Consider the following 20048-nt stretch of genomic DNA (forward strand, 5'->3'; position numbering starts at 1 on the left):
TTTAATCCAAATCCATCAGGTACTTGTCTACTAATGCAAATGGCAAATCAAATGCGTCAGCCACTGCCTTATATACAATCTCACCCTGAATGATATTCAATCCTGGTTTTAAATTTTCATTATCATTACATGCTTGCTTCCAGCCCTTATCCGCCAATTGAATAGCATAAGGAAGAGTGGCGTTAGTTAGTGCCAGGGTAGAAGTATAAGGAACTGCTCCTGGCATATTTGCTACACAGTAATGAACCACATCATCAATGATGAAAGTAGGATTTTCATGAGTAGTGGGCTTACAAGTTTCTATACAACCTCCCTGGTCTACTGCTACGTCCACAAGTACTGTTCCCGGCTTCATATCCTTCAGCATATCTCGGGTAATCAGATGAGGAGCTTTAGCACCTGGGATCAAAACAGCTCCAATAATTAGATCTGCATCTTTGATCATATCCCGAATGTTATACTCATTGGACATCATGGTATTGACATTTGCCGGCATCACATCTTCCAGATATCTCATTCTCGGCAAAGAAACATCCATAATGGTAACATCAGCACCAAGCCCAGCTGCCATCCATGCAGCCTGAGTTCCTACCACACCCCCTCCAAGAATTAAAACCTTTGCAGGAAGGACACCTGGTACACCTCCGAGGAGAATTCCTCTTCCTTTAAGAGGCTTTTCGAGATAGTTTGCTCCTTTTTGAACTGACATTCTTCCGGCCACTTCTGACATAGGCACCAAAAGGGGAAGACTTCTGTCAGGTGCTTCTACAGTTTCATAAGCCAGGCAAACTGATTTGCTATCAATCATTGCCTTTGTCAAGGGTTCATGAGAAGCAAAGTGGAAATACGTGAATAAAAGCTGATCCTCTTTTATCAAACCATACTCTGGCTCGATTGGCTCCTTCACCTTCATGATCATCTCTGCAATCGCGTAAGTGTCCTCGATGGTTGGGAGGATTTGCGCACCTGCGCTCACATATTCATCATCAGAGAATCCACTACCGTCACCTGCAGTATGCTGAATGTATACGATATGGCCTCTTTTTACGAGTTCTTTGGCACCTGCTGGAGTCAGCGCCACTCGGTTCTCATTGTTCTTAATTTCTTTTGGGACACCAATTATCATGATATTTGGATTTGGAGATTGAATATTTTGCGCAAAGATAGCAGTACTCTTTTAAGAGAAAAGGAATAATTTACAAGTTTGGTAGTGTCAATAAATGATATTTGTCAATTTTCTTTTCATACAGATTATCAATTCTGTCAAAGCTAAAACAACCAAATTATTTACCCCATAATGGGGTTTTTACTTAAGGTTTTTCGGTACAATTTATAGCCAGCAGATCCTAAATTCAATACAAATACTTTAGAATTATATTTTGTTTTTTCATTATGACAAAATAATATTTTGATATAGACATAATAAATCAACATATTCCAAATTTTTCATAAGTAAATTTTAACAAGTATCTTTGCATACCAGTTGAATTTTCTTATTTTTGAACAGTCCGTAAACTGGATAAACCCAAATATGCTTTAGTTAAAAAATTATGTCAAATACCACTTCATTAAATCCTAGTGATATCCTCGGAAAATTGAGTAAGGAGGAAATCCTTGAAGACTTCCGAATTGCTCAACTAAGCCGCCATGCTTCCTTGATGGGAAGAAAAGAGGTTTTTATGGGTAAGGCTAAGTTTGGAATATTTGGAGATGGAAAGGAGCTTGCACAAATAGCGATGGCTCGAGCTTTCCAACTGGGTGACTTTAGATCAGGCTATTATAGGGATCAGACCTTTATGATGGCTTTGGGTGAGTTGAGTGTGCAGGAATATTTTGCCCAGCTTTATGCTCATACTGATGTGGAAAAAGAGCCAGCTAGTGCGGGGAGATTGATGAATGGTCACTTTGCAACGAGGTCTTTAAATGAGGATGGGAGCTGGAAGGATTTAACAAAGAAGTACAATAGTGCCGCAGATATTTCACCCACGGCAGCCCAGATGCCAAAGCTTTTAGGTTTGGCTTATGCCTCAAAACTTTATCGCCAAAATAAGGGGCTGAAGTCCTTTAAGAAATTTTCAAATAATGGAAATGAAGTAGCATGGGGTACAATTGGAAATGCCTCTACTTCGGAAGGAATGTTCTTTGAAACCATTAATGCCGCAGGGGTGATGCAGGTTCCAATGGTAGTTTCTGTTTGGGATGATGCTTATGGAATATCCGTGCCACAGGAATTTCATACTACCAAAGGAAGTATTTCCGAGGTTCTGTCCGGATTTGAAAGAAATGATGATCAGGCGGGAATTGAAATAATCCGTGTCAAAGGATGGGATTATGAAGCGCTTTTAAACGCATATGAGCAGGCAGGAAAAATTGCCAGAAATAGTCATACCCCGGTACTAATTCATGTTGAAGAAGTAACACAGCCGCAGGGCCACTCCACTTCAGGTTCTCACGAAAGGTATAAATCTAAAGAGAGATTGGATTGGGAGAAAAATTGGGACTGTAATGCTAAGTTTAGAGAATTCATTCTTGAGAATGAAATAGCTACCGCTGACGAATTAGATAAAATAGATGCGGAGGCAAAAGCTCAGGCTAAATCTGAGAAAGAGGCTGCCTGGAAGGCTTTCTCTTTAGAAATCAAAACTGAACTTCAGGAGGCAGTGCAATTGATCAAGGAAGCCGCTCAAAAGAGTAACAGAAAGGTAGTTCTTGAGCAGTTGGCAAATGACCTCTCCAAAACCTTAAATCCAATCCGAAAAGATGTGATTAGTGCTGTTCGAAAGGCGCTTTTGACATTAAGGAAGGAAAGTTTTGCCACCAAGGCAGATCTAAGAAAGTGGTTGGATAATCAGGAAGAACTTAATTATGATCGATACAACAGTCACTTGTACAGTCAGACCGAATGGAGTGTAAGCAATATTAAGGAAGTACCTGTTGTGTATGATGAAACCTCAACTCTGGTTGATGGAAGAGAGGTTCTTCAAGCGTTTTTTGATAAAACTTTAGAATCGAACCCAGCCTTTTTTGCTTTCGGTGAAGATGTAGGGAAGATAGGTGACGTGAATCAGGCTTTCGCTGGTTTGCAGGATAAGTATGGACCAAATAGGGTGGCTGATACCGGAATTCGGGAATGTACCATCATTGGTCAGGGAATAGGAACAGCGCTAAGAGGGTTGAGACCTGTTGCAGAAATCCAATACCTGGACTATTTGCTTTACGGCTTACAAATGCTTTCTGATGATCTGGCCTCTTTGACTTACAGGACTAAAGGTGGTCAAAAGGCTCCAATGATCGTCCGTACACGAGGACATAGACTTGAGGGGGTATGGCATGCAGGTTCTCCCATGGGAATGATTCTTTCCTCACTTCGAGGGATGGTTATTTGTGTTCCGCGAAATATGACTCAGGCAGCAGGAATGTATAATACATTACTTCAATCTGACGAACCTGCCATGGTCATAGAGTGTCTCAATGGATATAGGTTGAAAGAAAAGCTTCCGTCAAACCTTGGTGAGTTTACCGTTCCGGTTGGTCAGGCTGAAGTTTTAAGAGAGGGTACTTACTGTACCGTAGTGACCTATGGTTCTATGTGTCGAATTGTTATGGCTGCGGCTGAAGAATTGGAAGAGATTGGAATTAGCATTGAAGTAATTGATGTTCAAACCTTGCTTCCATTTGATCTCTCTGGAGAAATAGGGAAGTCTGTGAGCAAGACAAGTAGAGTACTTTTTGCAGATGAGGATGTACCCGGAGGAGCTTCAGCTTTTATGCTTCAGCAAGCTATTGAAGAGCAGGATTTGTACCATTACCTGGATTCAGCACCTCAAACTTTGGCTGCGAAGCCTCATAGACCAGCTTATTCATCTGATGGGGATTATTTCTCAAAACCTAGCGAGGATGATGTAGTAGAAAAGGTTTATGGCATCCTGCATGAAGCAAATCCTAAAGAATTCCCGAAATTATAAAAGCATAAAAACGACCTTAAAAAAGCCATCCTGAGAATTCCAAGATGGCTTTTTTTAGTCAGGTCTGGTGATTTGCCTCAGTGTAACTTCCGGTGAGGAGATAAGGTTACTTCGGTTAAGCTGTCGGTCCTGAATCTCTACATCTACTCTGATGGTATCCGTCCTAAAAATCGATTCCCAACCCGAAGAAAGCATTCCGTATTTAATATTACCTTCCACTGCCTGACCTTCTTCAGTAGTCAAAACACGTGGAAATCGACCATTGAAGGTCGTAAAGAATGGTGGATCCTCCCATTTAAATTCAGTAAAGGTTCCATCTCTTTTGATAAAGAATTTCACAAAAATATTGTACTGGTTAGGGTTTTGTTCAACCCAAATGGTGTCCTTGACCGTTTGGTTATTAATTATAGGATCAATGACCCAATCAATGGGATTATAATCTGGTGCTTCAGGTGGACGTTCGGAATAGGTGATTAAGTTTCCCGCATTATCCCGCAAATAGGTCACTGCATTAAATGGAGGATTAATATCTGTAGCGGAAAGTCCCAAATCCCCTTCGGCATCTTTAAAATCAAGACCAAAAATTAATGAATCCGGCCCTTGAACAGGTACAAATTCAATAGATTCAAACTCTATTTGAGGAACTGAAGGAAAGTTATCAGGTGGATTCACACAACTAAATGCGACCAGTGCTACTAAGATAATTCCAGAATAATTTTTCAAACGCATAGGGGACGTTAAATTTACGAGATGCACCCTAAACGGTGCTCTGCCCGAGTGCAAATTATAAAACGATGCAACATTTTAAAAGTTTTTGGAATGACCTAAGAAAATTGACTCCGGATTCTTTTGATGATTTTGCACTTAGACTCTTTCAGTTTCAGGCATGTGAAAACAAAGTGTACACAAACTACCTCTCGGCCAGAGAAATAGACCCAAAAAAAATTTCCACTGTAGAAGAAATTCCATTCCTCCCGATTCAATTTTTCAAAAATTTTAAAGTTGTTTCTGGCTCAGAAGATCAGTTTTCTGAGTTCTTCTCTAGTAGTGGAACTACTGGTATGATTACGAGTAGGCATTATTTTCTTAACGAAAATGAGTATTTGGACCACACGGTTTCACTCTTTCAGGAGGAATATGGCTCAATCAAGGATTACCATATTCTAGCTTTATTGCCTGCATACCTAGAACGAAAGGGTAGTAGCCTTGTAAGTATGGCCAATCATTGGATACAGGAATCGGGTTCTCCATACTCCGGATTTTATTTATATAATCATCAGGACTTGATAAGTAGAATTGAGGAGTTGGCGCAGGATCAAAGGAAAATCCTTCTTCTTGGGGTTACTTTCGCTTTGTTAGATCTGGTTGAGTCTGGGATAAAGTTTAGCCCTCCGGAGAATCTAATTGTGATGGAGACCGGAGGAATGAAAGGAAGAAGGAAAGAGATGATTCGAGAAGAAGTTCACGAGGTTTTAAAGCCTTTTTTTGGGGTTTCTGAAATCCATTCAGAATATGGAATGACAGAACTATTTTCCCAGTCTTATTCTAAAGGTCAGGGGAAATACAAGATTCCGAGAACTATGGACGTTATTTTACGTGATCTAAATGATCCATTTTCTTTGGCTGAAGGCCAAAGAGGAGGAATAAATATTATTGATCTGGCAAACATTCATTCCTGCGCATTTATTGAAACACAAGACCTGGGGAGTATAGATGACCTCGGAATGTTAGAGGTTTTAGGAAGAATAGATAACAGTGAAATCCGCGGATGTAACTTGTTAGTATAGTTATTGCTTTACCAGATATTATTGAACATATTTGACTTGAATAAAACAAAAAACATGAAACGATTAGCAACTATCGCCCTTGTACTTGGAATTTTGGCTTTAGCATCTTGCGCATCAAGCAAGCCATGTCCGGCATACGCTTCAGCGGAGCCTCTAGAGCAGGGTAGAGGCTAAAAATATGCTGACTCAATAGTCAGCATATTTTTTTATATCATCCAGGGTAATTTCATTCTGTCCAAGAATTACCAGCCTTTCCACTACATTTCGAAGCTCACGGATATTTCCTGTCCATGGAAATTCCTGTAATCTTTTAATCGCATTCTTCGCAATGGTTTTAGGTGTTGTACCATTTTCTTGGGCAATATCTTTCAGGAATTTTTCAACCAAAAGAGGAATATCCTCCTTCCGATCCTTAAGTGCAGGAACCTGAACCAAAATCACACTGAGCCTATGGTATAAATCTTCTCTGAATTTTTTCTCCTGAATCTCGGTTTTTAGGTCTTTGTTCGTGGCTGCCAAAACGCGAACATCCACTTTGATATTTTTATCACTCCCTACGCGATTAATTAAATTCTCCTGAAGAGCTCGAAGAACTTTGGATTGAGCGGAGAGTGACATATCACCAATCTCATCTAAGAAAAGTGTTCCTCCCTGAGCTTGTTCGAATTTCCCAGTACGCTGTTTGTGAGCTGAAGTAAAGGCTCCTTTCTCATGTCCGAAAAGCTCGCTTTCAATCAGCTCCGAAGGAATTGCAGCACAGTTTACTGCGATAAAAGGCCCGCTGGATCTATTGCTTTTGCTATGAAGCCAATGGGCAACTAGTTCCTTACCAGTACCATTTGGCCCTGTGATTAAAACCCGTGCATCTGTAGGAGCGACTTTTTCTATCGTTTCTTTCACATGAAGAATGGCGGGAGATTCTCCCACCATATCTAATTTTTTGGAAAGCTTCTTCTTAAGAACTTTGGTTTCTGTCACCAGGTTTTTCTTGTCCAGAGCATTCCTAACTGTAAGAAGGAGCCTATTTAAATCCGGAGGTTTTGGGATAAAATCAAATGCGCCTTTTTTGGTTGCTTCTACGGCAGTTTCTATGCTCCCATGTGCAGAAATCATGATGAATTGGGGTGCTTTATCGAAGTCTTTCACTTTGGCCAGCACCTCCAGACCATCCATCTTCGGCATCTTTACATCACAAAGTACAAGATCATAGTCCCCCTCTTGAATTTTAGCAAGTCCCTCAGCGCCATCTTGGGCCTCATCGACTTGAAATTTTTCGTACTCTAATATTTCTTTCAGGGTGGATCTGATGACTTTTTCGTCATCAATAATCAATATTTTAGACATGCTTCGAATATAAAATAAAAAATGTGCAAGTCTGTAAGCCGGGTTCTGTTTCCCTAAAGGAATCTTGTCATTTATCTGGGACTGAGTTCACACTCAGCCTCTATCGATCTACCCACTCCGGAATTCTGACAAGTCAGAAATCACACGAGCAGCGTTTTGCCCGGAGCCTATTTGATCTTTCAACCCATAAGGTTTGCCATGCCTTCGACATCACTGCCAAAGCGGGGAGCTCTTACCTCACCTTTTCACCCTTACCGTGAAGTGAAAGCGTCGCTTTACTTCATGGCGGTATATTTTCTGTGGCACTATCTGTACTTTGGCTGTCACCAGCCAAAGCCCTTCCCGTTAGGAAGTATGGTGCTCTATGTTGCCCGGACTTTCCTCACCGATTCCGATTAATTCGGAACGGAGCGACAAGCCGACTTGCACTTGACAAAATTAATCCAATTAATTCAAAAAATTAGTAGATCTTTATTTTAAGAAATAGGCTTATTTAATACCTCTGAAGGCTTATTTCTCTCCTTGTTAAACTTTTTGTAAAAATTTTTAATCAAAGATGAACAAAGTCATGGACTTTGTGTTCTTAATACCAAAGGCTAAAAAATAGCTTTTCTTCATAGTGCTGGGTTGAGCCGCTCCGATAGGAGCGGTTCTTTTTTTTGCCCTTTTCTTTTGCTGAGTTAGAAGGGCCAATAAAATTTAAACTAGTCTAATGGCAGGATTACTTAACTTTGTGAAAAGCTGATTATGATTATCGTAGAAAATGCTGTCATCTCAGATGATGTGAAAGAAAAGTTTTTTGTGTGCAATTTGGAGGCATGCAAAGGAGCTTGTTGTGTCGAAGGAGATGCTGGGGCACCCCTTGAGGAGGAAGAGACCAAAATTCTAGAAGAGATTTATCCGAAGGTTAAACCTTACATAACTGAAGAGGGACAGAAGGCCATTGAAAAACAAGGAGCTTGGGTAATAGACAAGGAAGGGGATATGGGTACTCCGACGATTGGCGACAATGCAGAGTGTGCTTACGCTATAAAAGATGAACGCGGAATCCTAAAGTGTGGCATAGAGCAGGCATATATGGATAAACAGATAGAGTTTAAAAAACCGATTTCCTGTCATTTATATCCGATCCGGATTACAAAGTATGATCAATACGATGCTTTGAACTATGATCGATGGGAAATTTGTAATCCAGCCTGTGATTTGGGTGCCGAATTGGGGGTGCCGGTATATAAATTTTTAAAAGAAGCACTGATCAGGAAGTATGGGGAAGCCTGGTATGCAGAATTGGAAGAAGAAGTAGCAAGATCTTAACCGGCAGCCTCATAGGCTTTTTTCAACCAATCGATCAATTCCCTTGAATACTGTTCCTCGTGGTTGATCACAACTCTATGACTTACCATTCCGCTTGATTTAGTGTCAGCTTCAAGAATCCCCTGAGGTTCGACACCCTTCAAATTAATTCCTACATCAAACCTAGTTTTCGTGGCTGGTATAAGCATAGCAAATTGCTTTTTCCTTTTAACACTTGTATATGCCTTTTTTGGTAAGAATTCTATGTCTGATCCAAACTTTCCTATTTCACTTTTCAGGCTTTCATAAAGAGGTTTAAAATGTTCTTTTCCTTTGTACTGTTGAGATATTAGATCTGTAGCATCACTGGATCCGGCATCTGACTTCAGGGTTTTGTGGGCAACAAGATTAGCAAAACCATGAGTAAAGCCATGTTCTGACTTCAGGTATTTCACAATCTGTCCATGTTTTTCAAGATTTTCAGCTTTTACAATCTCGATCCACTCTGAAAGGCTTTTGGAATATTTTTCTTTCAGATTTTGAATCATTTTCTGTTCCTGATCCATATTAGTCTTGGGTTTTTATTTCACACACTACCGGAAAGTGATCTGAAGCATCGAGAAGCTCATCTTTCAATCCATAAATAAGGGCGTCCTCCCGTTCAAGATATGGGTTCCAGACCTTTCCATTGTTTATTTCTAACCCTTGGCTGGCCAATATGTGATCAATAAGTACATTGACCCGGTCTCCTGTGATTCGGTCTTTATATCTACTTGAATTTGGCGTCCAACCATAGGAATTTAGTTTAGGTTTTGGAAGAACAGATTTTAGAACCCATTCTGGTTTCCAAATATCTCCAAGCAGAATCTCCACTGCGCTTTTGCTAAACCTGTTTTCATAAAAATCCAATTCGAAACCGTCATTGATATCTCCCATGACCATTACCTCTTGGCCTTTTTCAAGATACTCATCACAGCGCTGACGAATGGACATGCATTCTGCAAAAAGTTTTAACCTATCTCTTTCTGAAATTTGCTCAAACCTGGCATAGTCCACCATATCAAAAATCCCTTTGGACTTGGTATGTGCTATGATGACACGGCTGATAAAGGTATCGTCAGTACCTAAAATGGTGAGCTCCAATGGAGGTCTATAGTGCTTGTACTGTTCCTTGATAAGCCTGTTTGTGGTATCCATTAGGAATGGTTCATCAAAACGCTTCCTTTCATCTGTTTCTGGCGTAAAGAGGACTTTAATTTTATCAGGATTATAAAGAGCACAAAGTTCCTGTTGACCCGGTGAAGGGAAGCCATGAATAGCCTGAAGATTTGATCCAGGCATATATTCAGCAAGCCAATTCATCAATTGGTCTGAGGCTGTTTTTGATCTATCCACCAAGGTGTTTGGTCCCTCGACGACGCCAAGAAAGTCTGGATTGATGGCGGAAATAACTTGTGCCAATTGAAGGCTTCTCTCATGGTCTTTTCCACTGGTGTTCGGGGAGCCGTCAGTATTGAACAGATCACGCATCCACTGAACATTATAGACTGCAATTTTCAAGTTCATAGTTAAAAAATTTAGTTAAAACTCAGTTTAAACTTTGATGTAAATCTTCCTTTTATCCATCCAGAGCCCAATCAACCAGATCAAAAGCATATAGGAAATCGCAAATAGGAAGGAAGCGTTTTTTGGACTTAGCCAGCTCGTAAACGCACTCTGATAAATATAACCTTGAAGACTTTGGTCTCCAATTTTGACCATAAAAAATAGAGTTATTATAACACCGGATAAAACGTAGAGAATCAGAGGGTTTCGACCAAAAACCTCAAAGAAATAGGTCCATTTTACCTTTTTCCAAACTTCAATGATCAAAATCAATCCAGCAATAAGAATTAAATCCCAGCCAACAGTCAATAACACATAAGAGCTTGTCCATATTTTTTTATTGATTGGAAAGCCCAGATCCCACACGTAAGCACCGGCAACTAGAATGACCCCTGCGATGAGCAAACGCTTAACCGTTTCAACTGTGTTTCCCCATTTTTGAATAGCCTTACCTGCAATATATCCGGCCAAGACATTGACAATTGCTGGTAGTGTGCTCAGAATACCTTCAGGATCAAAAGGAATACCCTCTCCACCGTACATTCTTTCGGCACCAATAACAGCCAAGTCCAGGCGGATGGCTGCATTTGTTTCTAAAGCATATGGGTCAGACCCTTCTCCGAAAAAGTACATTATTGCCCAATACAAAATCAAAGCAGCACCTCCAAAAAACCAACCAAACTTTTCGCCTCCCCAGTAAAGGACTAAGGCTGCAAAACAATAAGCTAAAGCTATCCTTTGAAGAACCCCAAAGGTTCGGACCTCTGATAAATCAATGAAGCTCGTACCTGATTCTGTAAATTCCACGAATGGAAATGCATTCAATAACCATCCGATTAGGAAGATCAGAAAAGTTCTTTTGAAAACTTTTTTATAAAAGGCCGAACCATCCATGAGTTGCATTTTTTTCATGGAAAAGCTCATGGCATTTCCAACCACAAAAAGAAATGTAGGGAATACTAAGTCTGTTGGTGTGAACCCATGCCAGCTGGCATGTGCTAATGGAGCATAAAGCGAGCTCCAGCTTCCCGGGGTATTCACAATTATCATAAAGGCAATGGTCATTCCTCGGAGAACATCCAGAGCCAGATAGCGCTTATTGATTGGGTTTAAAGTGTCTGCTGGTGACATTTAAAAAAGGATTAAGGTGATAAAGTGGATAAGATGAATATAGGATATTTTTTCTTTCGACTCATTTTCTAGGCTGACCATTAGCGAAATAAACCATGAAACGGTTTAAATCATGCTTACAAGCCCTTAACCTTTGACTTGTATTTATTAATCAAATTTTCATTATGAGCTCCCCCAGAATCTAGATTGGAGCTTTGAAAAACTTCAGGACTTAAGCCTTTCGAAATGAGCAATTCGATAGCCTTTGTGATCACTAAATTCAGGATAAAACTCCCCACAATGGTGGAAGATGGGCTTGTCCTGATGTTGCTCTTCTGCAACGTGATGCTGGTGTCTCCGATTTCACCAAAGTTGTCCAATACAACATCAGCCAATTGAAAAAGCTTTAATCCCGAGGTGTGTCTGGACTCTACCGACTTACTGTGATTTAGACTGGTAAGTGCGATGATTTTACCCTTCTTTGCTTTGGCCAGAAGAGCCAAATCAATAGTCACGGCATTTCTCCCAGAATTGGAGGCAATGAGGATCACATCCTTATTTGTCATCTGGTAGCCACCAAGATAATCTTTGGCTTTTCCTTCCTCTCTTTCTAAATCGGTACTTGCCGATGCATCTTCATGTAGCATTAGTTTAGGATGCAGAATGGGTCTTACCCTTGCTAACCCTCCAGCCCTGTAAAAAATCTCCTCGGCCATCATATGGGAATGTCCCGTGCCAAAAGCATAAATCCACCCATTCTTCTCAAGGCTTCCAGCAATAATATTTCCTGCTTCATCAATACTTTTTTGGTTTGCTGCGAGTTCGAGCTTCCTATAAATCGAGGACAGAAAGGCTTTGTTCAGGTCTTCAGTTCCCATTATTCAAGTAAGGATACCTCGTCTAGAAACACCCAACCTTTCGAGCCAGCCCCAGGATGCCAGGGGGGTAAAGAAGCGATTCTTTTTAACCTTACTCGTATTTGATCAAAATCTGTTTCTGGAAGTCCGTAGGTGAGCGCCTCGAATCTGGTGGGTTGAATATTCTTTGGCTGAAGCGGTTTTTCATCTATGACCTTGTTCCAATTAGAGCCATCACCTTGCCAGATTTCTACCTGAGTGGGTGGGAAAATATAGGCTCCTTCATTGTACAAAAGGCTGATGGTTATCTCCTTTGGTTTTTGATTTTCAGCGAGAGTGATCACAAACTCAGCATGGTTATCCTGATAACCTAGCCATTCGCCGGAAGTGTGATTTGGCTTGCCTTTTATCTGGTCGATCAAGGTCAGATTCCCTTTCCCAAAGTAGATGGCATTTGGCTGTGTCAGGAGCTTCAATTCTTTAGGTGGATTACCAGCTTTAAAAACCAAAGTGCTGGCTTCTGGACTTCCTTTCCAATCATCAGCAAAAGCTCTTGCTTTGATCTCAGCGGTTTTCTTTACCCAAAAAGGCGCTTCATACTTTAGTGAATTAATACTGTCTGGTTCAGAACCATCTAATGTGTATCTAATTTCTACTGAAGGGATTGGGTGGTTTATCTCCAATAAAGTGCTATCCCCAAACATGTCCTTCTCACTTTTTAAAAGTGGAGGGTTCAGTTCGTAAACCACTTTTTTACTGTCAAACCCAAATTCAACATTGGTGTATTTCAGGGTACTGGAAAGTTGTTTTTGCTGGTCATCGCTCAAACCAGTTTCCCATAGATAAAGGTTTCTGAGATCACTCATTCCGGATAAATAATCTAGGGACTTTTCAGACAATTTATTTCCAGAAATTGAAAGGTCCTTGAGGGAGGGAATCTGTGATATACTAAGAATTTGTTCTGAATCTAAATCTGTAAAACTGGCCTGCAGCTCTTCCAGGTTTATGAAGTTTTGCAAAATACTAAGGTCAGTCCCAGCTAGAGGCATTTTGTTTAAATTCAGCTGGACGACCTGCGTCCTGATTTTATCTAACTCATTCAATGAAGAGGGATCAAAAGCTGCGATTCCAAAATAAGAAACCACTAATGCCGGAGAACCGGGATAAAGGGGTTCTACCTTTCTAAAAAAATTATTTAACTCTTCGACAGTTGAAGGATCAGCCTCCTCAAAATTATAATTATCCGATTCATCAAAATTCAAGGAGGCTAGTTTGAAAAACTCACTTTCAGGCTCCATTTCAATGAGTTTCTTATCGAATTCAGCACCTGCCAAAACCCAATTCACCAAGATTTTCTTTTCCTCATCTGTTAGCTGGGCTTTATTCTTGGGCGGCATGTGATCATCATGTTCAAGTGGTAGGTTTATTCGCTGAACCATCAGAGATTCATCCAGATTTCCAGCCACTACAAAGGGACCTGTCTTACCCCCTGTTTGGATTCCAGTTATATGATCCAGGCGAAGCTTTCCTTTGATTTTACCTTCCTTGTGGCAACCCACACATTTTGTTTCTAGGATAGGCATTACCACATCTTCGAAAACTTGAGCATCGTTAATTGCCAGGGTTGGCACTTCTTCTTGAAGAATAGGGGCCAATAGAAAATCCTCTCCATGGGTAAGATTGGCGCCCCAGTGCCCGGTAAATGTTATTCCTATCGCCAAGACCAGGGAAGTCGCTTTTAGATATGTTTTAGGCAGATTTCGAAAAAAATAAAATAATGCCCCGAGAATAAATACTCCGAAACCTGAATATTGATGAAGATCGAATGTGTTTCCAGAGTAATCTTCTTGGGCCAAAATCAGACCTGCTATTACTGTCAGCCCTGCAAAATTAACTCCTACGAGCAGAGATAATTCTCCGAAATTTTTTAAGTCAGCGTTATTATCAATCCCTGGAATCCACTGGAATAAGACCCCAAAAAGAATCAGCACAATTGGAAAATGAAGGAGTAGGGGATGGCTTCTTCCGATTATTTGCAGCCAGTTTGGTAAAACCAAATTTTGCCCACCTAAGAGTAAAACAACCGAAAGGCCAAGCCAGACAAAAAGGAGGTTTTCGAAAATACCTCTGAATCTTTTGCTACTCATCATATCAGACCAAAATATCTTTGACTACATGGCCAGAAACATCGGTAAGTCTGTATCTCCTTCCAAGATGCTTGAAATTCAGTTTTTCGTGATCGATGCCTAGAAGATGAAGGACCGTAGCCTGGAAATCATGAACATGTACAGGGTTTTCAACAATGTTATATCCAAATTCATCCGTTTCTCCATATACAATTCCGGATTTGACGCCACCGCCAGCCATCCAGATGGAAAATGCTCTAGGGTGATGATCACGACCATAATTATCAGCCTGAATTTGTCCTTGACAATAGTTGGTTCTTCCAAACTCTCCTCCCCAAATGACTAATGTCTCATCTAGTAATCCTCTTTGTTTTAGATCGGTAATCAAGGCTGCAGATGCCTGATCCACATCTTTTGCCTGAAGAGCCATTTCATTTGGGAGATTTCCATGTTGATCCCATCCTTGATGATAGAGTTGCACAAAGCGAACCCCGTTTTCTGAAAGCTTTCTTGCCAAAAGACAATTAGCAGCATAAGTACCCGGAACCAAACATTCCGGTCCATACAGTTTCACGATGCTATCAGGCTCTTTGGAAACATCGGTTATTTCCGGGACAGCTGTCTGCATTCTAAAGGCCATTTCATACTGAGCCACTTTTGCAGAGATTTCAGGGTCATTGAATTCATTGAAATTCAATTCGTTCATCTCAGCTAAATGATCAAGCATTTTGCGCCTTTCGGCTCTGGACATTGATTCTGGATCCTTGAGGTATAAAACCGGGTCCTCTGAATTTGAGAATTGAACACCTTGATGTGTGGCATCTAAAAATCCATTGCTCCAAAGTTTGGAATAAACCCCCTGACCATTCCCTTTTCCACGACTTAGAAGAACACAGAATGCAGGCAGGTTACTGTTCTCACTTCCCAATCCGTAGCTCAGCCAGGACCCCATACTTGGTCGATTACCGACTTGGGCACCTGTCTGAAAAAAGGTTAATGCAGGATCATGGTTTATTGCCTCGGTGTGCATTGATTTCACTATACATAAATCATCCACAACGCTTGCAGTATGTGGGAAGAGGGAAGATATCCAGGCTCTTGATTGTCCATACTGCTCGAAATCATAATAAGAACCTACTAATGGGAATGAATCCTGGCCGGAGGTCATACCTGTGAGTCGCTGTTCCCCTCGAATGGATGCAGGAAGCTCCATACCCATATTTGCTCTCAGCAAAGGCTTATAATCAAAAGATTCAAGTTGACTCGGAGCACCATTCTGAAAGAGGTAGATTACCCGTTTTGCCTTTGGGGCAAAGTGAGGTAAAGCATCCATTATGGCATCTTCATTTGGCTTACCGCCCGAAAACAAATCCGGGATGAGCAAAGAACCCAAAGCGGCACTACCGACACCCAAACTGAGCCTGGAGAGAAATTTCCTTCGGTTCATGCCTAGGCCATGTTCTAGTATTTCCTTCTCCATCTTAGCTCTTAGTTATCGTTTCTTCTAAATTATAAATTGTGACAATGACCTGCATCAAGGCTGCTGTCTCCGCCTTCACGTCGGACTCTTCAAGAGGGTACTCACCAACCTCTAAACTCGCCCGTATCTGATCTGGATTATTTTCAAAACGTTCTAACTGATCTTCATAATAATCCGCTAGAATATCTTCTTCCGAGTCTCTTATCTCTCGACAAACAATTCTCTTGAAGGCATTTTGAATGGCATCTTCAGGATTACTTGATTCATTGATCAGATTGCTTGCCAAAACTCTGGACGCCTCTAATACCATAGGGTCATTTAACATGACTAAGGCTTGAAGAGGGGTATTGGTTCTACCCCGACTTAGCTCACAACGATCTCTATTACTTGAATCAAAAATGATGGCCTTTGGTGGAGGGACGGTCAGCTTTATGAAATTATAAAGTCCTCTTCGATAAAGTTTTTCTCCATGATCTTGAACATATTTTGCCAAAACTCCTCGCCCTGAAGTGGCCGACTCCCAAATACCATCAGGCTGATAAGGTTTTACACTTGGTCCACCAATTTCGCGAACCAAAAGGCCACTACTTGCCAGAACCAAATCTTGAATATTTTCCGCAGGAAGCCTTAGCCTAGAGGCCCTGGCGAGGTACAAATTCTCCGGATCAATGGCCAGATGATCTTTATTGATTTGAGCAGATTGTTTATAGGTCGCTGAAGAAAGAATTTGCTTCAAAAGCCTTTTGATATCCCAGCCGTTTTCCATGAAATCTACCGCCAGCCAATCCAATAACTCTGGATGAGTGGGAAGGTCACCCTGCATTCCAAAATCACCAGCTGATTTCACAATGCCTGTTCCGAATATTTCTTGCCATATAAGATTCACAAAAACTCTTGCTGTCAGTGGATTATCAGGGCTGGTGATCCACTTAGCGAGTCCCAATCTGTTTTTTTCCAGGTTTTTATCAAATTCAAGAATTGAAGATGGAGTGTTTGGGCTAACAGGTACTGTCGGTGCGTCGTACACCCCACGGTCTAAGATATAAGTGGTTCTGGTATTTTCACCTTCCAATTCATCCATGACAGAAATACTGAGGTCGGTCGTATCCTTATGGTTAATGAATGCCATAACCCCTGAGAGGTCTTCTTGATCTACCCAAAGAATTGGCGTTTTAGCCGGCTTGGATTGACTTACATCTCCTTCATATCCTTTTTCCGGGCTGTTGTTGAAAAAGGCAAAAAATTCATAGTATTCTTTCTGTGAAAGAGGGTCATACTTATGATCGTGACACTGAGCACATTCCATCGTAATTCCCAATAGGCCCTTGCTAACTGTATTTGTTTTGTCTAAAACGTACTCGATTCGATATTCCTCATCGATCACTCCACCTTCTTCGGTGTATTTGTGATTTCGGTTAAAGGCTGTTGCTAGTATTTGCTCTTTGGTAGGGTTGGGAAGTAAATCACCTGCCAATTGCCAAGTAATAAACTGATCATAAGGCATATTTTCATTTAATACATGAATCACCCAATCACGGTAAGGCCATTGAGTTCGGATATTGTCATCCTGATATCCATAACTATCTGAATACCTTGAAATATCCATCCAAAGAATCCCTAATTTTTCTCCAAAAGCAGGTTCGCTCAGCAATCCATCTAGTAGTTCCTGATAGGATTCATCCGTTAAATCCTCGAACTTATCCAATAATTCTGGGCTGGGAGGGAGGCCAGTAAGATCAAGGGAAGCTCTTTTAATCAGTTCATGTGGCTTGGCCTCGGGATTTGGTTCAAGCCCTTTTTGTCTCATTTTGGCATAGATGAACTGATCTATTTCATTCACCGCCCAATTTTCAGCTTCTGGTGGTGTGATTTTTTCAGGTTTTTCAAATGCCCAGTGGGGCTCATATTCTGCACCTTGTTCAATCCACTTGGTTATCAACTCTTTTTCCTCCTCAGTCAGTACTAAATTGGACTCAGGTGGAGGCATTACCTCGCTCGGATCCGTGGAGACTATTCTGTGATAAACTTCAGAACTTTGAGGGTTTCCAGATACTAAAGCGAATTTCCCGGGACTTTCCTTTAGTGTAGAAAATGCACCTTCTTCGGTATCCAGTCTTAATTCTGCTTCTCGTTTATTCGCATCTGGTCCATGGCATGCAAAACACTTATCAGATAAAATCGGCCTGATGTGGAAATTGTAACTCAGCTGTCCATCTCCCTGAAGTGCCATGTTTTCTGCTTTTTTTTGGTCGCATGACCAAAGAAAAACAAGAGATAGCAGGGTAACGAAGAAATGGGCTTGATTTTGTTTCATAGATACCAGAATAGCAAAGAATAAGTTATGGAAAAAAATGAAGAAAGTCCCTGAGCCTTCCTTCCAATTTTAGATTATTTATGCAAATGGCAAGAATTTGCCTATGAAAAATTCAGGGATGATAACTTTTAATTATATGCTTGAATTTTCGAATTAGGCCACTTTATTATTTTTTGCCAAAATGAATTTCCGAATTGGTCAAAACTGAAATTTTCAACCTAATTAAAATTTCTCAGGAAATCATTAAGAATCTAGATTGAATATCATCATCCGAAATGCAAATGAATTCAGCTAGATTTTACTTATTAATTGCACTTTTTGCGGTATCTGCCTGTGCAACATACAAGCCTATTGAAGAAATTAAAATAAAGGGTGAGGAGAAAGAGGAGAGTACCATCTCTACTGCTGAACAACTCGAAAGGCTTGAGCCTAACAAGAAGTTAAGGTTGACAAAAGTAGAAGATGGGAAAGAACTTCTATTGAAATTCAGGTCTTATGAAAATGACTCAATAAAAGGCCTTCTTTTAAATTATAATAAGCATAAGTATGCCGAACCTTTACCTTTATCCATTCACAGGGATAGTCTTCAGGAAATAGAAGTTTATGAATTCAAGGCGGCCGAAACAATTTTGTTGATTGGAGGCGGAATTTTAGTTACCTACAGTACAATTGCGTTGGTTGATTTCTATCGAAATGGACTCATTTGAGCTTAACTCATAAACTTCCTAATCGGAATTCGCAATTTGGCCAGCTCAACCCTATTTTTGGGTTGAATGAAGAAAAGCTAACCGATCGGTTAGCTTTTCTTTATTTGTCATTTGATTTGACTAAAATCGAAATCTTCCAGAAACTTCGTCGTAAAGTTTCCTGCATTGAACTGTTTATCATTCAGCAATGCAATGTGGAAAGGAATGGTGGTCTTCACCCCTTCGATCACGAATTCTTCCAAGGAACGCTTCATTCTTACGATTACTTCTTCACGGCTTTGTCCACTGACAATAAGCTTAGCGATCATTGAATCATAATTTGGGGGGATAATGTATCCAGCGTATACGTGAGAGTCCACCCTCACTCCACGGCCACCCGGTATATGCAGGTTTTTGATTAAACCCGGGCTAGGTCGGAAGCCGTTGGCAGGATCTTCAGCATTGATCCTACATTCCATAGCAAATAGCTTTGGGTAGTAGTTTCGTCCACTGATATTTTCCCCAGCCGCAACTTTGATTTGCTCCTTGATCAAATCAAAATCGGTCACTTCTTCTGTAATAGGGTGTTCTACCTGGATTCGGGTATTCATTTCCATGAAGTAGAAATTCCTGTGTTTATCCACTAGAAACTCTATGGTACCTGCTCCTTCATATTTTATGGCTTCAGCTCCCTTGATGGCAGCTTTTCCCATCTCTTCCCTCAATTCATCTGTGATAAAAGGGGATGGGGTTTCCTCAACAAGTTTTTGGTGACGCCTCTGAATCGAACAATCTCTCTCTGAAAGGTGGCATGCCTTTCCCCTACGATCACCGATAATTTGAATTTCAATGTGTCTAGGTTCTTCTATGAATTTTTCAAGATACATGCCGTCATTTCCAAATGCAGCACTTGATTCCATTCGGGCATCATCCCAAGCCTTTTTGAATCCGGCCTCTTCTTTTACTATTCTCATCCCACGGCCTCCACCACCAGCAGTAGCTTTAAGGATTACGGGATAACCGATTTCTTTGGCCAGTTTCATTCCCTGCTCAGCAGATTCCAAGAGTCCCTCGGAACCGGGAATCGTCGGAACACCTGCCTTTTTCATGGTTTCCTTAGCGGTGGCTTTATCGCCCATTCGATTAATCATATCCGCGCTGGCACCGATGAACTTGATATTATATTCATCACAAATTTTTGAAAACTCCGCGTTTTCGGACAAAAATCCATAGCCCGGATGAATGGCATCAGCATTAGTAATTTCGGCTGCTGCAATTATGTTTGGGATATTCAGATAGGAATTTTTGCTTGGAGCAGGCCCAATGCAGACAGCTTCATCAGCAAATCTAACATGGAGGCTATCTTTGTCCGCAGTGGAATAAACTGCGACGGTTTTAACCCCCATTTCTTTACATGAGCGAATGACCCTAAGGGCGATTTCTCCTCTATTTGCAATTAAGACTTTATTAAACACAACAAT

General features: G+C 40.8%; 15 protein-coding genes and 1 other RNA gene. 4 read left to right on the plus strand and 12 right to left on the minus strand.

Annotation, left to right across the window (positions count from 1 at the left end; translation table 11 throughout):
- Position 1: 1 nt before the first annotated feature.
- Complete coding sequence (ald, locus tag QVH07_RS04995) at positions 2-1126, minus strand: alanine dehydrogenase (protein ID WP_289999051.1); 1125 nt, start codon at positions 1124-1126, stop codon at positions 2-4.
- A 424-nt stretch (positions 1127-1550) separates the two neighbouring features.
- Here ald and QVH07_RS05000 point away from each other — a divergent pair, with 424 nt between their 5' ends.
- Positions 1551-3965: an alpha-ketoacid dehydrogenase subunit alpha/beta gene (locus QVH07_RS05000; protein WP_289999052.1), complete on the plus strand. Its 2415-nt coding sequence runs from the start codon at positions 1551-1553 to the stop codon at positions 3963-3965.
- 54 nt (positions 3966-4019) lie between these two features.
- On the opposite strand, the gene QVH07_RS05005 is transcribed toward QVH07_RS05000, so the two are convergent.
- Entirely contained in the window at positions 4020-4694 is a 675-nt protein-coding gene (locus QVH07_RS05005) for a hypothetical protein (protein ID WP_289999053.1), read from the minus strand.
- 65 nt (positions 4695-4759) lie between these two features.
- On the opposite strand from QVH07_RS05005, the gene QVH07_RS05010 reads away from it, so the two are divergent.
- Positions 4760-5752, plus strand: coding sequence for a LuxE/PaaK family acyltransferase (locus QVH07_RS05010; RefSeq protein WP_289999054.1), 993 nt, complete (start codon positions 4760-4762; stop codon positions 5750-5752).
- Positions 5753-5938: 186 nt separating this feature from the next.
- Here QVH07_RS05010 and QVH07_RS05015 read toward each other — a convergent pair whose 3' ends face one another.
- Together QVH07_RS05015 and rnpB are read right to left on the minus strand one after the other, a co-directional pair.
- On the minus strand, positions 5939-7096 hold the full coding sequence (locus tag QVH07_RS05015; protein ID WP_289999055.1) for a sigma-54-dependent transcriptional regulator: 1158 nt from the start codon (positions 7094-7096) through the stop codon (positions 5939-5941).
- Positions 7097-7114: 18 nt separating this feature from the next.
- Positions 7115-7526: RNase P RNA component class A (gene rnpB, locus QVH07_RS05020), an RNA gene on the minus strand.
- Positions 7527-7843: 317 nt separating this feature from the next.
- On the opposite strand from rnpB, the gene QVH07_RS05025 reads away from it, so the two are divergent.
- Entirely contained in the window at positions 7844-8410 is a 567-nt protein-coding gene (locus tag QVH07_RS05025; RefSeq protein ID WP_289999056.1) for a DUF3109 family protein, read from the plus strand.
- On the opposite strand, the gene QVH07_RS05030 is transcribed toward QVH07_RS05025, so the two are convergent.
- From QVH07_RS05030 to QVH07_RS05060, 7 genes are all read right to left on the minus strand, one after another.
- Positions 8407-8955 carry a DUF4287 domain-containing protein gene (locus QVH07_RS05030; protein WP_289999057.1) on the minus strand — a complete coding sequence of 183 codons (549 nt, stop codon included), beginning with the start codon at positions 8953-8955 and terminating at the stop codon, positions 8407-8409. The two genes, QVH07_RS05025 and QVH07_RS05030, sit on opposite strands and share 4 nt — an antisense overlap.
- 1 nt (position 8956) lies before the next feature.
- The gene (locus tag QVH07_RS05035; RefSeq protein ID WP_289999058.1) at positions 8957-9955 is read right to left on the minus strand and encodes an endonuclease/exonuclease/phosphatase family protein; all 999 of its coding nucleotides are present in this window, start codon (positions 9953-9955) and stop codon (positions 8957-8959) included.
- Positions 9956-9982: 27 nt separating this feature from the next.
- Positions 9983-11125: an acyltransferase family protein gene (locus QVH07_RS05040; RefSeq protein WP_289999059.1), complete on the minus strand. Its 1143-nt coding sequence runs from the start codon at positions 11123-11125 to the stop codon at positions 9983-9985.
- A 116-nt stretch (positions 11126-11241) separates the two neighbouring features.
- Positions 11242-11982, minus strand: coding sequence for an SIS domain-containing protein (locus QVH07_RS05045; RefSeq protein ID WP_289999060.1), 741 nt, complete (start codon positions 11980-11982; stop codon positions 11242-11244).
- Complete coding sequence (locus tag QVH07_RS05050) at positions 11982-14111, minus strand: FN3 associated domain-containing protein (protein ID WP_289999061.1); 2130 nt, start codon at positions 14109-14111, stop codon at positions 11982-11984. The genes QVH07_RS05045 and QVH07_RS05050 overlap by 1 nt, the downstream gene beginning before the upstream one ends.
- 1 nt (position 14112) lies before the next feature.
- The gene (locus QVH07_RS05055; protein WP_289999062.1) at positions 14113-15567 is read right to left on the minus strand and encodes a DUF1501 domain-containing protein; all 1455 of its coding nucleotides are present in this window, start codon (positions 15565-15567) and stop codon (positions 14113-14115) included.
- Between the two features lies 1 nt (position 15568).
- On the minus strand, positions 15569-17881 hold the full coding sequence (locus tag QVH07_RS05060) for a PSD1 and planctomycete cytochrome C domain-containing protein (protein WP_289999063.1): 2313 nt from the start codon (positions 17879-17881) through the stop codon (positions 15569-15571).
- A 281-nt stretch (positions 17882-18162) separates the two neighbouring features.
- Here QVH07_RS05060 and QVH07_RS05065 point away from each other — a divergent pair, with 281 nt between their 5' ends.
- On the plus strand, positions 18163-18588 hold the full coding sequence (locus QVH07_RS05065; RefSeq protein WP_289999064.1) for a hypothetical protein: 426 nt from the start codon (positions 18163-18165) through the stop codon (positions 18586-18588).
- Between the two features lie 107 nt (positions 18589-18695).
- Here the strand turns inward: QVH07_RS05065 and accC are convergent, their stop codons facing one another.
- Positions 18696-20042 carry an acetyl-CoA carboxylase biotin carboxylase subunit gene (gene accC / locus QVH07_RS05070; protein ID WP_289999065.1) on the minus strand — a complete coding sequence of 449 codons (1347 nt, stop codon included), beginning with the start codon at positions 20040-20042 and terminating at the stop codon, positions 18696-18698.
- Positions 20043-20048: the final 6 nt, after the last annotated feature.

Source organism: Algoriphagus sediminis, from assembly GCF_030403435.1.
GTDB lineage: Bacteria > Bacteroidota > Bacteroidia > Cytophagales > Cyclobacteriaceae > Algoriphagus > Algoriphagus sediminis.

Bases quoted from the DNA above. Each gene is read 5' to 3' on its own strand.
- QVH07_RS05040 (WP_289999059.1), bottom strand. From the start codon at position 11,125: ATGTCACCAGCAGACACTTTAAACCCAATCAATAAGCGCTATCTGGCT.
- QVH07_RS05055 (WP_289999062.1), bottom strand. From the start codon at position 15,567: ATGGAGAAGGAAATACTAGAACATGGCCTAGGCATGAACCGAAGGAAA.
- QVH07_RS05045 (WP_289999060.1), bottom strand. From the start codon at position 11,982: ATGGGAACTGAAGACCTGAACAAAGCCTTTCTGTCCTCGATTTATAGG.
- QVH07_RS05060 (WP_289999063.1), bottom strand. From the start codon at position 17,881: ATGAAACAAAATCAAGCCCATTTCTTCGTTACCCTGCTATCTCTTGTT.
- QVH07_RS05050 (WP_289999061.1), bottom strand. From the start codon at position 14,111: ATGATGAGTAGCAAAAGATTCAGAGGTATTTTCGAAAACCTCCTTTTT.
- QVH07_RS05035 (WP_289999058.1), bottom strand. From the start codon at position 9,955: ATGAACTTGAAAATTGCAGTCTATAATGTTCAGTGGATGCGTGATCTG.
- QVH07_RS05025 (WP_289999056.1), top strand. From the start codon at position 7,844: ATGATTATCGTAGAAAATGCTGTCATCTCAGATGATGTGAAAGAAAAG.
- QVH07_RS05000 (WP_289999052.1), top strand. From the start codon at position 1,551: ATGTCAAATACCACTTCATTAAATCCTAGTGATATCCTCGGAAAATTG.
- QVH07_RS05015 (WP_289999055.1), bottom strand. From the start codon at position 7,096: ATGTCTAAAATATTGATTATTGATGACGAAAAAGTCATCAGATCCACC.
- QVH07_RS05065 (WP_289999064.1), top strand. From the start codon at position 18,163: ATGAATTCAGCTAGATTTTACTTATTAATTGCACTTTTTGCGGTATCT.
- ald (WP_289999051.1), bottom strand. From the start codon at position 1,126: ATGATAATTGGTGTCCCAAAAGAAATTAAGAACAATGAGAACCGAGTG.
- QVH07_RS05030 (WP_289999057.1), bottom strand. From the start codon at position 8,955: ATGGATCAGGAACAGAAAATGATTCAAAATCTGAAAGAAAAATATTCC.
- QVH07_RS05010 (WP_289999054.1), top strand. From the start codon at position 4,760: ATGCAACATTTTAAAAGTTTTTGGAATGACCTAAGAAAATTGACTCCG.
- QVH07_RS05005 (WP_289999053.1), bottom strand. From the start codon at position 4,694: ATGCGTTTGAAAAATTATTCTGGAATTATCTTAGTAGCACTGGTCGCA.